Origin of the sequence: Haloarchaeobius baliensis, from assembly GCF_052060055.1 — an archaeon.
Classification (GTDB): domain Archaea; phylum Halobacteriota; class Halobacteria; order Halobacteriales; family Natrialbaceae; genus Haloarchaeobius; species Haloarchaeobius baliensis.
This window is the reverse complement of record NZ_JBPPFR010000001.1, coordinates 360,756-374,223: the sequence shown is the minus strand read 5'-3', so window position 1 is coordinate 374,223 and position 13,468 is coordinate 360,756. Positions and strand designations below refer to the sequence as shown.

Here is a 13,468-nt window from a genome sequence, read left to right as displayed (position 1 = left end):
TAACGTATGCTACTCCGAACAGTCCTGGCGCTCGTCGGGCTGGCCGAACTGCTCGCACCCCGCCGCTTCGTCGACTTCTGGATGCGACTGGCGACGAAGTCCGACGACGTCGAGCTCCGTCGATGGGTGTACACGGTCGCACGACTCGAAGGGCTGGTCATCCTCCTGTGGCTGCTGACCCGCGGCGACGACGAGCCGGGCGAGGCCGTCGCCGTCACGGCCGAGACCTGATATCGCATTCAGAAACCCCTTTACAGTCCCCAGCGGTACGTCCCGGTATGTTCATCGCCGTCCGCGAGGAGGTCGCGACCGCCATCGAGGACGCCCTCGACGCGCTCGACCTCCCGACAGACGACCTCGGCATCGAAGAGCCGCCGGAAGACGTCGACGCCGTGCTGGCGTCGAGCGTCGCCTTCCGGCTGGCCGGCGAGGTCGGCGCCCCGCCGCCGAAGGTGGCCGCCGACATCGCAGACGAGATCGACCCCGACGCCTACGAGTACGTCGGCGACGTGACCACACAGGGCCCGTACATCAACTTCCTCCCGAGCGAGACGTACTTCGCGGCGACGCTCTCGGCCGCCCAGGACGAGGAGTACGGCCACCTCCCCGACCGCGACGAGAGCGTCGTCGTCGAACACACCTCCGCGAACCCGACCGGCCCCGTCCACGTCGGCCGCGCCCGCAACCCCATCGTCGGCGACGCCGTCGCGAACGTGCTCGACTTCGCCGGCTACGACGTCGACCGCCACTACTACGTCAACGACGCCGGCCGCCAGATGGCCGTGTTCACCTGGGCCTACGAGACGTTCGACGAGGACGACCTCGATTCCGAGCCCGAACGCGACCGCATCGAGTACGACCTCGTGCGCTACTACCGCAAGGGCAACGCGTTCCTCGAGGACGGCCCCGCCGACAGGGTCGACGAGGCCGAGGCCGAGATCCAGTCCATCATGCAGGGGCTGGAGGAGCACGACGAGGAGACCTACGAGCGCGTCAGCGAGGTCGTCGACCAGGTGCTCTCCGGGATGCAGGCGTGTCTCGCGCGCCTCCCTGCCGAGTTCGACGAGTTCGTCAAGGAGTCGCAGTTCATGTTCGACGGCTCGACCGACGACCTGGTCGCCCGCCTCCAGGAACTCGACGAGGCCGTCTACGAGGAGGACGCCTGGCAGCTCGACCTGAGCGAGTACGGCATCGAGAAGAAGATGGTGTTCCTGCGCTCCGACGGCACCAGCCTCTACACGACCCGCGACCTCGCCCACCACGAGTGGAAGTTCGACAACTACGACCGCGCCGTCACCGTCCTCGGCGAGGACCACAAGCTCCAGGCCGACCAGCTCCAGCAGACGCTGTCCCTGCTCGGCAACGACACCGACCAGCTGGAGAACGTCATCTTCTCGTGGGTGAACCTCCCGGGTGGGCTCGGGATGTCCACCCGCGCGGGCACCGGCGTCGACCTCGACGACCTGCTCGACGAGGCCATCGACCGCGCCCGGAACGAGGTCGAGACGCGCATGGAAGAGCGCATCCGCGACGACGACCTCACCGACGAGGACGTCGAGCGCATCGCCCACCAGGTCGGCATCGGCGCGGTCCGTTACGACATCGTCTCCAAGCAGCCGACGAAGGCCATCACGTTCGAGTGGGACCAGGCGCTCGACTTCGAGGCCCAGTCCGCGCCGTACGTCCAGTACGTCCACGCGCGCTGCTGTGGCATCCTCGACGAGGTCGACTCGGTGCCGGAGTCGGTCGACGCGAGCGTCCTCGAGCGCGAGGAGTCCCGGGATCTGCTCCGGGTCATCGCGCGCTTCCCCGGCGTCATCGACGAGGCCGCCGACGACCTCGAACCACACACCGTCGCGACGTACACCCGGGAGTTCGCGGAGACGTTCAACGCCTTCTACCGCGAGTGCCAGGTGCTCGGCGCGGAGGACGAGGCGCTGCGCGACGCGCGCATCGCGCTGGTCGCCGCGGCTCGGCACACGATCGCCAACGCGCTGTCGACGCTGGGCGTGGCCGCCCCGCGCTCGATGTGAGCTAGAAGAGCGGTGCGGTCCAGGCCATCAGACTGCCGCCGGCGAACATGACGGCCGCGACGCCGGCGCCGAGTGCCAGTGCGACGAACAACAGTACCCAGGAGAGCGGAACCGAGTTATCGTCGTTTGCCATGCTCGATACTGCGACGTGGCGACCCATAACGGTTTCCAGTCGCGCCCGTCGGCCTACCCGTCGGACTCGGCGTCGGGGATGTCGATGTGTCGCTGGCCACCGTCGGTCTCGGAGTCGGCGTCGATCTCGGAGATGGCGGCGGAGACGTCGTCCTCGCTCGCGGCGCTGGCCTCGTCCGCCTCGCTGTCGCCGCCGTCGCCGCCATCGTCACCTGCGCCACCGCTTGACTGAGCCTCCGAACGAGCCCGTGTCCCTGCCTCGAACGTCGGCCTGTCCTCGGGGTCGGCCTCGCCGACGAGGCGCGCCGCGAGGTAGCGGTACGCTCTCGATGCCGGACTCTTCGGCTCGTGGACGACCAGCGGTGTCCCCGCGTAGACGCTCTCGCGCACCGTGGCGTCCTCCGGGATGGTGACCAGCAGCGGGAGGTCGAGCTTCTCGGCGATGCCCTCGTGGTCGATGTCGCCCGACGGCCGCGTGCGTGTGAGGACGAGCCCCGCGATCTGTCCGCCGGCCCGGTCGGCCAGGTCACAGGTCTTGCGTGCGTCCTGTACCGACGCCGGCTCGGGCGTCGAGACCAGGATGACGGCGTCGGCGAGCCCGAGCGGAAGCACCGTCTCGTGGCTGACGCCGGCCCCGACGTCGAGGAGGACGTAGTCGAACCGCTCGCGGAGGTCCGCGACGACGTCGCGGAGGTTCTCCGTCTTGACGGACGCGTAGCTGTTGAGCTCGATACCGCTCGGGACCGCCCAGATCCCGTCCGCGAGCTCGTACGTCGCCTCCGTCACGTCGGCCTCACCGGCGAGGACCTGATGGAGCGTCGTATCCTCCGGGGAGAGACTCACGAATCCGGCCAGGTTCGCCATGCCCAGGTCGACGTCGACGATCACGACGCGGTTGCCCGCCCCCGCGAGGGCGGTGCCCAGATTCACCGTCGTCGTGGTCTTACCCACGCCGCCTTTTCCGCTGGCGATGGCGTACACCGTCTCCTGCGTGCTCATGTATCTCGGATAGAGTCACGGACGGCTAATAAAACATGAAGCCACGGCTCCGGCGTGGCGAGCAGGCGGCACGCACCGCGCGCCCCGGGGGCTGCCGCACACCCGCCTCGTCCACCGGGGCGACCGTGGTCAGGTCACGTCGACGCTGGCCGCCGCTTCGGCGATAAATCACGGGACTGGGACGACGCGAGAATCACCCGCATGCGAGGGTCTGGCGGGCAAGGAACAGTTACTTACCGCCAGCGGGGCCTAGAACCTCCAATGAGTCAGCAGGAGGGCGAGGAGTCCGACCGCAAGAAGTACGAGTTCCGGAAGGTGATCGAGGAACTCGACGACTACGAGGGGTCGGGCACCCAGCTCGTCACCATCTACGTCCCCGAGGACCGGCAGATCAGCGACGTGGTCGCCCACGTCACACAGGAGCACAGCGAGGCGGCGAACATCAAGTCGAAGCAGACCCGCACGAACGTCCAGGACGCCCTCACCAGCATCAAGGACCGCCTGCGCTACTACAAGAACCCGCCCGAGAACGGGATGGTGCTGTTCTCCGGCGCGGTCGACTCCGGCGGCGGCCAGACCGACATGGTCACCAAGGTGCTGGAGGGGCCGCCCCAGCCCGTCGAGTCGTTCCGCTACCACTGCGACTCGGCGTTCCTCACCGAGCCGCTGGAGCACATGCTCGCGGACCAGGGACTGTACGGCCTCATCGTGCTCGACCGTCGCGAGGCCAACGTCGGCTGGCTGAAGGGCAAGCGCGTCGTCCCGGTCAAGTCAGCCTCGTCGCTCGTCCCTGGCAAGCAGCGCAAGGGTGGCCAGTCCGCCCAGCGTTTCGCCCGCCTGCGCCTCGAGGCCATCGACAACTTCTACCAGGAGGTCGCGGAGATGGCCAACGACCTGTTCGTCCCCGAGCGCCACGACCTCCAGGGCGTGCTCGTCGGCGGCCCCTCCCCGACGAAGGACGAGTTCCTCGACGGCGACTACCTCCACCACGAGCTCCAGGACAAGGTGCTCGGCAAGTTCGACGTCGCCTACACCGACGAGTCCGGCCTCTACGACCTCGTCGACGCCGCCGACGACGTGCTCGCCGACGCCGAGATCATGGAGGACAAGGAGCTCATGCAGGAGTTCTTCAAGCAGCTCCACGACGGCAACAAGGCCACCTACGGCTTCGAGCCGACCCGGGAGAACCTCGTCATGGGCTCGGTCGAGACGCTGCTCATCTCCGAGGACCTCCGCAAGGACGTCGTCACCTACGACTGCCCCGACGGCACCGAGGAGTACGAGCTCATCGACTCGCGCAAGAACACGCCCACCCACACCTGCGACGACGGCACCGAGGTCGAGGCCGCGGAGCGCGAGGACGCCATCGAGTTCCTCATCAACATCGCCGAACAGCGCGGCACCGAGACGAAGTTCATCTCCACCGACTTCGAGAAGGGCGACCAGCTCTACAACGCCTTCGGCGGTATCGCCGGTCTGCTGCGGTACTCTACTGGAGTCTAAAGCTGACTTTCCGGTCCGGGGACGGACCACGCAAGACTTTTACAGGTTCTCGGGAGTCGTGAACCAATGCAACGGAGAACGGTGATTGCCGCTGGTTCGTCGGTCCTCGTTTCGGTCGGACTGGCCGGCTGTCAATTCCTCGGGCTCGGCCCAGACACCTCGGAGTTCAAGCTCGAAGCCGAGTCGGTGACCGAGTCTGACATCTGCGAGCAGGCAACGGAGCGGTTGGAAGTACTTGAAGCACCAGAGGAGGATGCGGCGAAGCGCGTCATCGCTGGCGAGGACAGCGCCATCGTCGATTTTACCGGGCGGAAGGAACTATATCTGGAGGGCCAGGACCGGTACCACCACGTCGAGATTCGTCATCGAGACAGTGCTGACGACTACCAGCTCTCGCTGGTAGCGAGCGTCGACACGCAGGAAGCGATATGTGAAATCGTCCTCGACGATCTCGTTGCAGAAATCGACCAGTCGACTACGAACCAAACCGTCCGAGAAGTGCTCCGTCAGACGGCCGCGAACGGACAGTTCGAAGCCACACCGATAAACGAGTCAGCAGCTGAGACGTACCGATTCGTCTCCGGTCTCACCGTCGATAGGGGATTTCACCCGATATATATCCGGATTGATAGTGAATACTACGAGTTGGATTACCAGTACGACTCCGGCGAGTGACCACCCACCAACTGTAAGTCAGTCCACACCAACCCTGTTGACTGAATGGTCGACGATCTGGCACGGACGCTGCACCGGCGGAGCGACCTGCTCGCCCTCCTCGTCGCCGAACCACTGGACAAGCGCACCATCGAGAGCCGCGTCGACGCCTCGCGCTCCACCGTCGACCGGGGCATCCGCGACCTCGAAGCCGTCGGACTGGTCGAGCGGACGAACGGCGGCTACACGGCGACGGTCTCGGGCCGGCTCGCCGCCGAGTCGCGTGCGGCCCACGTCGCCGAGCTCGATGGGGTCGACCGCGCCAGGGAACTGCTCGACCTGCTGGACGACGACGCCGAAATCGGCCGCGAGATGCTCGCCGGCGTCGAGGTCGAGCGGGCCGAACCGCCGTCGACGGCCGCGCCGCTGGAGCGGTTGAAGGACGTCATCCGCCGGTCGGACCGCTACCTGGGCATGTCGGGGACGGACACCGGCACGGGCTTCGGCCGGTTCTTCCACGAACAGGTGGTCGAGGAGGGCCTCGACCTCTCGTTCGTGTTCACCCGGGAGATGGCCGCCCACCTGACCTCGCATCTGGACGAGGCGTTCCCCCCCATGGAGGCGGCCGGCTTCGAGTACGGGGTCGTCGACGAGCTCCCCTTCGGTCTCGGCGTCGGGCTGACCGACGCCTGGGCTGTCGCCGTGGTGCTCGTCTACGGCCCCTCTGGCCGGCTCGCCGGCATCCTGTTCAACGAGAACCCGGCCGCCGTCGAGTGGGCGACCGGGGTGTTCGACAGGTACAGCGCGCGTGCCGAGACTGTTCCCCCGTAGTCTGCCGACGACCTGCCCCTGTCTGACGCCGCACCGCGCGGCGCTGGGTGCTATGATGAGTGCCGAAGTAGCGTTACCTCCCGACCCGCCCACTCACCGGGCGATTCCTGGTACAAAAAGATTCGTCAACCCATGAGCTGCTCGAGTTGACTCCGGCGGCGGCCGATGGCGACCGCGGGCTGCAGGCTCGAATCGGCCTGCAGCTCCTCGAGCACGAGCATCGGGTCGACGCCCCTGTCCTCGACGTGCTCGAGCAGCGTCTCGATCTTCGAGCGGTTCAGCGCGAGCGAGGAGAGCAGTCCGACCACGAGCGCCATCTCGACGGCCGCCTCCTCGTCGACGTCGAACGCCTCGCTGACCTCGGTGAGGTCGGCGTCCTCGTCGGCCGACTCGACGGCGTAGACCTTCAGGCAGGACGTACAGATAGCCGCCGCAGAGCCGCTACCCGGTGCGAACTCCGAGACGTCGTCGGGGACGGCGAACGCGACCGTATCGGAGCGACAGTTCGAACATTGCATACGCCCCACAAGGCAGGGGCACCTCTAAAATCTAGGCCGGACTCAGTCCGCACTGACCGCTTCGGCTTCCTGCTCCTCGGCGGCCTCGAGCTCGGCCTCCTCGGCCTCCTTCTTGTCCTTGATCTTCTTCATGCGGAAGATCTCCTCGCGCTCCTGCTCCTCCAGCTTCTGCTCGATGAACTCCTGGTTCTCCTTGAGCTCGGGCAGGAGCTTGAACTCCAGCGCGTTGACGCGGCGCTTCGTCGTCTCGATCTCGGTGAGCATCTTCTTCATCGCCGTCTCGACCTCCGCGGCGAGGATGATGCTCTCCAGCAGCTCCTCGTAGGCCTCGGCGGCCTCGTCGATGCGGGCCGAGGTCCCCAGCACACCATAGCCCCGCTCGCCGAGGGACTTCTTCACCTTCGAGGACTCGATCTGCGGGACGACCACGCCCATGATGTTGTTCGACTCGGTCGTGATCTCCGGGTGCTCCTTCAGCGCCGCAGCAGCCCCACGGACCGCGACGTCGCCCTCCATGGCGCGGGCCATGTTGATCTTCTTCTGGGCGTTGTCGTAGTCCGCTTCCAGGTTCGAGCGGACGTCCTGTGCCTCGTCGAGGATGTCCATGAACTCCATGATGAGGCCGTCGCGCTTCTGCTCCAGCGTGTCGTGGCCCCGCTCGGACAACTCGATGCGGTCCTCGATCGCCATCAAGTTCTTCCGGGTGGGCTTGACGTCCTTGGCCATTAGGGGAGCGTAGCGTGGCCAGCCTGTTAACCCTTTACGATTGTCCCCGTGTGCGAGCGCGCGAGAGCGACGCTACCCCAGGAACAGGTCGGCGAGGTCGCCGTCGGAGGTCCCCCGGTACAGCTCGGAGTAGCCGCAGTTCACGCAGGAGATGACCTTGAACCGGCGGTTCTGGATGTCGAACATCTTCGAGAGGCCGGAACCGGTCGTCGATATCTCGTCGATCTCGGTCTCGCGGTGGCCGCACTTCGGACAGCCGTCGTCGTAGCCGTCACTGGGTGGAGGGCTCATGCCTCGTCGTTCGACGTCGTCCCCTGAATATTTTGTCACTACGGGCCGTACCGGTGACCGTGTATCCATGTCCGGTCTGTTCGTCGCGCTGATACTCCTGTTCGCCGTCGTCGCCCCCCTGCTGCTCTACGCGCTCATCCAGTCCGAGACGAGCGAGAGCGAGGTGCTGGACCGCGCCGAGGCGGAACGGCGGGTGCGGAACGACACCGACGACCGCGACCGACGGTCGTGACTGTGCCGTCGCTGGGCGACGGTCGAAACAGAGAGAGATAGAGTCCCGGGTTCAGGCCTCGACGGCCTCGGCGTCTTCCTGGTAGTACTCCTCGATGAGCTCCTCGTCGACACGGTTGAGCTCCGTCTTCGGGAGCGTCGAGAGGAGGTCCCAGCCGATGTTCAGCGTCTCGTCGATGCTGCGGTTCGTGTCGAAGCCCTGGTCGATGAACTCCGCCTCGAACCGGTCGGCGAAGTCGAGGTACTTGTTGTCACGCTCGGACAGCGCCTCGCGACCGACGATGTTCACGAGGTCGCGCAGGTCCTGGCCCTCCGCGTACGCCGCGTAGAGCTGGTCGGAGACCCCACCGTGGTCCGCACGGGTGAGCCCCTCGCCGATACCGTCGTCCATCAGCCGGGAGAGGCTGGGCAGGACGTTGATCGGCGGCTTCAGACCCTGGCTCTCCAGGTCGCGGTCCATCATGATCTGGCCCTCGGTGATGTAGCCGGTCAGGTCCGGGATCGGGTGCGTGTCGTCGTCACCCGGCATCGTGAGGATGGGGATCTGCGTGATGGAGCCCTCGACGCCCTTCAGGCGGCCGGCGCGCTCGTACAGCTGCGCCAGGTCGGTGTACATGTAGCCGGGGTAGCCACGGCGACCCGGCACCTCCTCGCGGGCCGCACCGATCTCGCGCAGCGCCTCACAGTAGTTGGTCATGTCCGTCAGGATGACGAGCACGTGGTACCCCTTGTCGAAGGCGAGGTACTCCGCGGTCGTCAGGGCCAGCCGCGGCGTGACCGTCCGCTCGACTGCGGGGTCGTCCGCGAGGTTCATGAAGACGACAGACCGCTCCAGCGCACCGGTGCGCTCGAAGTCGGCCATGAACTCGTTCGCCTCCTCGGCGGTGATACCCATCGCGCCGAAGACGACTGCGAACTCCGATCCCTCGTCGTCGCCCTCGTCGCCCTCGTCCTCCTCCGGCACCGTCGCCTGACGGGCGATCTGGAGTGCGAGGTCGTTGTGCGGCAGGCCGGATGCCGAGAAGATCGGCAGCTTCTGGCCGCGAACGAGCGTGTTCATGCCGTCGATGCCGGAGATACCCGTCTGGATGAACTCCTCGGGGTACTCCCGTGCGTACGGGTTGATCGCCGCACCGACGATGTCCCGACGCTCGTCGGGGACGATGTCCGGGCCGCCGTCGATGGGGTTGCCGGAGCCGTCGAGCACCCGCCCGAGGAGGTCCTCGGTGACGGGCATCTTCATCGTCTCGCCCATGAAGCGGACGGACGAGTTCGTGTCGATACCCTCGGTCCCCTCGAACACCTGGATGGCCACGAGGCCGCTGCTGGATTCGAGGATCTGGCCGCGCTTGATGTCGCCGCTCGGCGTCTCTATCTCGACGATCTCGTCGTAGCCGATGGACTCGTCGACTTCGGCGAACACCAGCGGACCGCTGATCTCCGTGATTGTCTGATACTCCTTCATTGTTAGTACAGCTCCCGGAGCTGCTCCGTGATGTCGGCTTCGAGGTCCTCGATGAACTCCTCGGCCTCGTCGTCCTCAGTCGTTGCGATGCGGTTCAGCTGCGGTGCCGCGTCGATGTTCTGGATCTCCTCGACGGGCACGCCGGCGTCGAGCGCCTCGAACGCCTCGTCGTTGAAGTGCTTGATCGCCGTGAGGATGCCGTAGGTCTTCTCCGGCGGGCAGTACTGGTCGACCTCGATGAACGCGTTCTGCTGGAGCCACGCCTCGCGCAGGTAGCGCGCGACCTCGAGCGTGAGCTGCTGGTCCTCCGGCAGCGCGTCCTTGCCGACGAGCTGGACGATCTCCTGCAGTTCGCCCTCCTCGTCGAGCGTGTCGACCGCCCACTGGCGCACCTCGGGGTAGTCCTCGGCGACGTTCTCTCGGTACCAGGGGTCGAGCTGGTCCTGGTACAGCGAGTACGACTCGTTCCAGTTGATGGCGGGGAAGTGACGCCGTTCCGCGAGGTCGGCGTCCAGCGCCCAGAACGTCTTCACGATGCGCAGCGTGTTCTGGGTGACCGGCTCGGAGAAGTCGCCGCCCGGCGGCGAGACCGCCCCGATGACCGAGATGGAGCCCTCGGTGCCGTTGATGTTCTCGAAGTAGCCGGCCCGCTCGTAGAACTGCGAGAGGCGCGCGGCCAGGTACGCGGGGTAGCCCTCCTCACCGGGCATCTCCTCCAGTCGGGAGGAGATCTCGCGCATGGCCTCTGCCCACCGCGAGGTGGAGTCGGCCATCAGCGCGACGTCGTAGCCCATGTCGCGGTAGAACTCGGCGATGGTGATGCCCGTGTACACACAGGACTCACGCGCCGCCACCGGCATGTTCGACGTGTTCGCGATGAGGCAGGTCCGGGCCATCAGCGGGTTCCCGGTCTGCGGGTCGGGCAGCTCCGGGAAGTCGTCGATGACCTCGGTCATCTCGTTGCCGCGCTCGCCACAGCCGATGTAGACGACGATGTCCGCGTCGGCGAACTTCGCCAGGCTCTGCTGGGTGACCGTCTTCCCGGAGCCGAACGGGCCCGGAATCGCGGCCGTCCCGCCCTTCGCGAGCGGGAACAGGCCGTCGAGGATGCGCTGTCCGGAGACGAGCGGGGTCGTCGGCGTCTGCTTGTCCTCGCTCGGGCGCGGGGACCGGACGGGCCACTCCTGGCGCATCTGGATCTCCTCGCCGTTGGCGAGTTCGACGACCGTCTCCTCGACGTTGTAGTTGCCGGCCTCGATGGACGCGACCTCGCCGCCCTCGTAGTCCGGCGGCACCATGACCTTGTGGTCGATGGTGATGGTCTCCTCGACGATGCCGAGCACGTCGCCGGGCTCGACCTCGTCGCCCTCCTCGACGACCGGGTCGAACTCCCAGGTCTTCTCCAGGTCGATACCCGGTGCGTCGACACCGCGGTCGAGGAACGCAGAGTCCATCTTCTCCTGCAGGACGTCGAGCGGGCGCTGGACGCCGTCGTAGATGGTGTCCAGCATGCCCGGACCGAGGTCCACGGAGAGCGGCTCGCCCGTGTTCTCGACGGGTTCGCCCGGCGCGACCGCCGAGGTCTCCTCGTACACCTGAATCGTGGACAGGTTCCCTTCGATCTCGATGACCTCGCCCATCAGGCCCTCGTCACCGACGTAGACGACGTCGTTCATCTTGGCCCCGAGGTCCGTGGCGGTCACGACCGGACCGCTCACGCTCTCGATGACGCCGTCCTCGCGAACGGCCTCCGAATCTGTTGCTTGGCTCATGTATCAGTCTTCCTCCATCAGGTCGATTCCGATGGCTCGCTTGATCTGTTCGCGCAGCCCGCTGCTGCCGGCCTCACCACCGACGGTCACGAACGTCGGCTCGACGCTCGTGTCGACGATGCCGCGGGGTTCGCGCGAGAGGTAGTCGAGGTCCTCGGCGTGCATCACGACGATGCCGACCTCCTGGTCCCGCGCGACCGACCGCACGGCGTCGTCCAGCTCGTCCGACTTCTCGTCGGCCGTGACGTTCTCGAACTTCCGAACGCCGGCCAGCCGGAAGCCGGTGGTGAACTCCGGACTGCCGATGACGGCTATCTCCTGGCTCATATCGTGACCAGCTCCGCTTCGATCTCCTCCTCGTTCAGTCCCGCCTCCTTGCCACGTGCGATGGCGCGGATGTTGTCGATCTCCCGCTCCTTCGCGATGATGTACGCGAGGACCGGCGTGATCGATATCGGGAACGAGTTCGAGAAGTGGTCTGCGTACTCCTGCAGCGCCGCGTCGAGCGCGTTCTCGAACCCGATGAGGCTCTCTGCCTCCTCGAGCTCGTTGAGCGCAGTCGACAGGTCGTCGCCGTACGTGCTGTCGCGGATCCGTGCGACCAGCTCGTCGGTGTTCGTCACCAGCTGGGTCAGTTCGTCCGCGTCGAACAGCCGTCCGCCCTCGATGAAGTACTCCGTGGGGTCGATGTCGGCCCCGCTGCGCGACAGCCGAAGTGCGTTCCGGACGTTCCGGAAGTCGATCTCCGCCTGGAGGAACTCCAGGTAGAGCGCTGCCGGGCTGTCGACGTCGGTCACCGTACCGACCTCGCTGAGCAGCTGCTCGTAGAACGCGCGGTCGACGGCGTTCTCGAGCGGCACGAGGACCTCCGACTCCTGGTACACCTCGAGTCCGTCCTCGAGACCGGGGCCGAAGATGGTCCCCGAGCAGAGCTCGACGATACCCTCGATGTCCTGGGCCTCGAGCAGCCGACCGAGGAACTCGTCGTCGAACTCCCCGGCGCGGATGAAGTCGGCCTCGATCTCCTCGCGCTCCGAACCGGCGTAGACGCCGCGCAGCACCGTCTTCAGGTTCCACGCGTCGAACTTGCGCAGGTACGCCGCGAGCTGGTCGTAGATGCGGCCGCCCGACCAGTCGAGGATGTCCTCGAAGTGCTTCGCGAGGTTGCGGTTCAGGGCGTACTCGATGAGGTCGACGCCGCTGTAGCGGGAGCCGAGTGCGTTCATCTCGGTCTCGTACTCGGACTCCTCCATGTAGCGGGCGATCTCACCGGTCCCCATGCGGACGAGCTTGCGGTAGTCCTCGTCGTCGTAGAGCTTCGCACGACGCGCTCTGACCCGGGCGTTGACGTACTCCGGATTGGAACCGCTGTCGCTCTTGCTCATTGCTCGTCGAACAGTCGGGTGCTGATTTCCTTGAGTTCGTCCTCCCAGACGTCCTCGACCACCGAGTCGAACGTGTTGTTGACCCGGAGGCGGCTCTCCTCGCTCTCGACGACCACGCCGCCGAGGCAGTCGTACTCGCCGGCCCACTCGTAGCCGTCGTAGTCGGCGAGAATCCCCTCGACGAGCTCCTGGTCGTCGGCGCGACCGTGGACGAGGACGGCGTCGGCGTCCTCGAACTCGTCGGCCGCGTCGTCGAGCAGCGCGCGGGTCAGCTCCTCGCGATCCTCGCCGTCGAGGTCGACGATGGCCGCCTCGACGTCGTCACGGACCGACTCGAGCACGTCCCGGCGCGCCTCGAGGCGCATCTGCTTGGCCTCGAGCTTCGCGCTCGACAGCTCGCGTTCGCGCTCCTGTGCCACGTTCCGTTCCGCCCGGCGCTTCGCCTCCTCGAGGGTCTCCTCGGCGTCCGCCTCCGCCGCCTCGACCAGCGACTCGGCCTCCGCCTCGCCCTCTTCGCGGATTTCCTCCGCACGCGCGCGGGCTTCCTCTCGTATGTCCTCAACGACTGTTTCCAAGGTCATTGTAAGAAGGGGGAACGGTTTAGACGAAGAGCGCGACGAGCGCGAAGATCGCCAGGGTCTCCGGCAGGACCGTCAGGAAGACGGCGATACCCGTACTGATGGAGTCCTCGGCGAGTGCGCCGACGGCGGCTGCACCGATGCCACGCTCGGCGTACCCTGCACCGATGGCTGCGAGGCCGATACCGATCGCGGCGGCACCCTTCTGGGTGAGCGCGGGCTGGGCGTTCCCGTTGAGTACCTCCTGCTGCATCGGCAGGGAGTTTGCGACACTATCCATTGTGAGCATACCGGCGTCGGCGAGAGCTTCGAACATGATTTCGTGTACCTCCGAACAGGTGGTACTTCAC

Annotated in this window: 17 protein-coding genes; 6 read left to right on the top strand and 11 right to left on the bottom strand. The window is 66.4% G+C overall.

Features of this window, described 5'->3' with window-relative positions:
* Nucleotides 1-6 precede the first annotated feature (6 nt).
* Entirely contained in the window at nucleotides 7-231 is a 225-nt protein-coding gene (locus ACSG06_RS01860) for a hypothetical protein (protein ID WP_440988560.1), read from the top strand.
* A 47-nt stretch (nucleotides 232-278) separates the two neighbouring features.
* Nucleotides 279-2,033 carry an arginine--tRNA ligase gene (gene argS, locus ACSG06_RS01855; RefSeq protein WP_440988559.1) on the top strand — a complete coding sequence of 585 codons (1,755 nt, stop codon included), beginning with the start codon at nucleotides 279-281 and terminating at the stop codon, nucleotides 2,031-2,033.
* A 1-nt stretch (nucleotide 2,034) separates the two neighbouring features.
* On the opposite strand, the gene ACSG06_RS01850 is transcribed toward argS, so the two are convergent.
* Both ACSG06_RS01850 and minD read right to left on the bottom strand, forming a co-directional pair.
* Nucleotides 2,035-2,166 carry a hypothetical protein gene (locus tag ACSG06_RS01850; protein WP_440988558.1) on the bottom strand — a complete coding sequence of 44 codons (132 nt, stop codon included), beginning with the start codon at nucleotides 2,164-2,166 and terminating at the stop codon, nucleotides 2,035-2,037.
* Nucleotides 2,167-2,219: 53 nt separating this feature from the next.
* A complete protein-coding gene (gene minD / locus ACSG06_RS01845; protein ID WP_440988557.1) occupies nucleotides 2,220-3,164 on the bottom strand; it encodes a cell division ATPase MinD in 945 nt (314 codons plus the stop codon).
* A gap of 261 nt (nucleotides 3,165-3,425) precedes the next feature.
* Between minD and prf1 the strand changes: the two genes are divergently transcribed.
* The 3 genes from prf1 (at nucleotide 3,426) to ACSG06_RS01830 (ending at nucleotide 6,152) form a co-directional block, all read left to right on the top strand.
* Nucleotides 3,426-4,667 carry a peptide chain release factor aRF-1 gene (prf1, locus tag ACSG06_RS01840; RefSeq protein ID WP_440988556.1) on the top strand — a complete coding sequence of 414 codons (1,242 nt, stop codon included), beginning with the start codon at nucleotides 3,426-3,428 and terminating at the stop codon, nucleotides 4,665-4,667.
* A gap of 66 nt (nucleotides 4,668-4,733) precedes the next feature.
* Nucleotides 4,734-5,342: a hypothetical protein gene (locus ACSG06_RS01835; RefSeq protein ID WP_440988555.1), complete on the top strand. Its 609-nt coding sequence runs from the start codon at nucleotides 4,734-4,736 to the stop codon at nucleotides 5,340-5,342.
* A 45-nt stretch (nucleotides 5,343-5,387) separates the two neighbouring features.
* Nucleotides 5,388-6,152 carry a helix-turn-helix transcriptional regulator gene (locus ACSG06_RS01830; protein ID WP_440988554.1) on the top strand — a complete coding sequence of 255 codons (765 nt, stop codon included), beginning with the start codon at nucleotides 5,388-5,390 and terminating at the stop codon, nucleotides 6,150-6,152.
* 125 nt (nucleotides 6,153-6,277) lie between these two features.
* On the opposite strand, the gene ACSG06_RS01825 is transcribed toward ACSG06_RS01830, so the two are convergent.
* The 3 genes from ACSG06_RS01825 to ACSG06_RS01815 form a co-directional block, all read right to left on the bottom strand.
* Nucleotides 6,278-6,670 carry a DUF6276 family protein gene (locus ACSG06_RS01825; RefSeq protein ID WP_440988553.1) on the bottom strand — a complete coding sequence of 131 codons (393 nt, stop codon included), beginning with the start codon at nucleotides 6,668-6,670 and terminating at the stop codon, nucleotides 6,278-6,280.
* A gap of 42 nt (nucleotides 6,671-6,712) precedes the next feature.
* A complete protein-coding gene (locus ACSG06_RS01820) occupies nucleotides 6,713-7,396 on the bottom strand; it encodes a V-type ATP synthase subunit D (RefSeq protein ID WP_440988552.1) in 684 nt (227 codons plus the stop codon).
* 72 nt (nucleotides 7,397-7,468) lie between these two features.
* Entirely contained in the window at nucleotides 7,469-7,687 is a 219-nt protein-coding gene (locus ACSG06_RS01815; protein WP_440988551.1) for a zinc ribbon domain-containing protein, read from the bottom strand.
* Nucleotides 7,688-7,754: 67 nt separating this feature from the next.
* On the opposite strand from ACSG06_RS01815, the gene ACSG06_RS01810 reads away from it, so the two are divergent.
* Nucleotides 7,755-7,919: a DUF8143 family protein gene (locus tag ACSG06_RS01810; RefSeq protein WP_440988550.1), complete on the top strand. Its 165-nt coding sequence runs from the start codon at nucleotides 7,755-7,757 to the stop codon at nucleotides 7,917-7,919.
* Between the two features lie 51 nt (nucleotides 7,920-7,970).
* Here the strand turns inward: ACSG06_RS01810 and ACSG06_RS01805 are convergent, their stop codons facing one another.
* From ACSG06_RS01805 to ACSG06_RS01780, 6 genes are read right to left on the bottom strand one after another with little or no spacing between them, the layout of a single operon-like run.
* Nucleotides 7,971-9,383 (bottom strand): ATP synthase subunit B, encoded by a 1,413-nt coding sequence (locus ACSG06_RS01805; protein ID WP_440988549.1) that lies wholly within the window; start codon nucleotides 9,381-9,383, stop codon nucleotides 7,971-7,973.
* A gap of 2 nt (nucleotides 9,384-9,385) precedes the next feature.
* Nucleotides 9,386-11,155 (bottom strand): ATP synthase subunit A, encoded by a 1,770-nt coding sequence (locus ACSG06_RS01800; RefSeq protein ID WP_440988548.1) that lies wholly within the window; start codon nucleotides 11,153-11,155, stop codon nucleotides 9,386-9,388.
* A 3-nt stretch (nucleotides 11,156-11,158) separates the two neighbouring features.
* Nucleotides 11,159-11,482: a V-type ATP synthase subunit F gene (locus ACSG06_RS01795; RefSeq protein WP_440988547.1), complete on the bottom strand. Its 324-nt coding sequence runs from the start codon at nucleotides 11,480-11,482 to the stop codon at nucleotides 11,159-11,161.
* Nucleotides 11,479-12,540 carry a V-type ATP synthase subunit C gene (locus ACSG06_RS01790; protein ID WP_440988546.1) on the bottom strand — a complete coding sequence of 354 codons (1,062 nt, stop codon included), beginning with the start codon at nucleotides 12,538-12,540 and terminating at the stop codon, nucleotides 11,479-11,481. Before ACSG06_RS01790 ends, ACSG06_RS01795 begins: the two co-directional genes overlap by 4 nt.
* Nucleotides 12,537-13,121: a V-type ATP synthase subunit E gene (locus ACSG06_RS01785; protein ID WP_440988545.1), complete on the bottom strand. Its 585-nt coding sequence runs from the start codon at nucleotides 13,119-13,121 to the stop codon at nucleotides 12,537-12,539. Before ACSG06_RS01785 ends, ACSG06_RS01790 begins: the two co-directional genes overlap by 4 nt.
* A gap of 19 nt (nucleotides 13,122-13,140) precedes the next feature.
* Nucleotides 13,141-13,371 carry an ATP synthase subunit C-like protein gene (locus tag ACSG06_RS01780; protein WP_440990284.1) on the bottom strand — a complete coding sequence of 77 codons (231 nt, stop codon included), beginning with the start codon at nucleotides 13,369-13,371 and terminating at the stop codon, nucleotides 13,141-13,143.
* Between the last annotated feature and the right edge of the window lie 97 nt (nucleotides 13,372-13,468).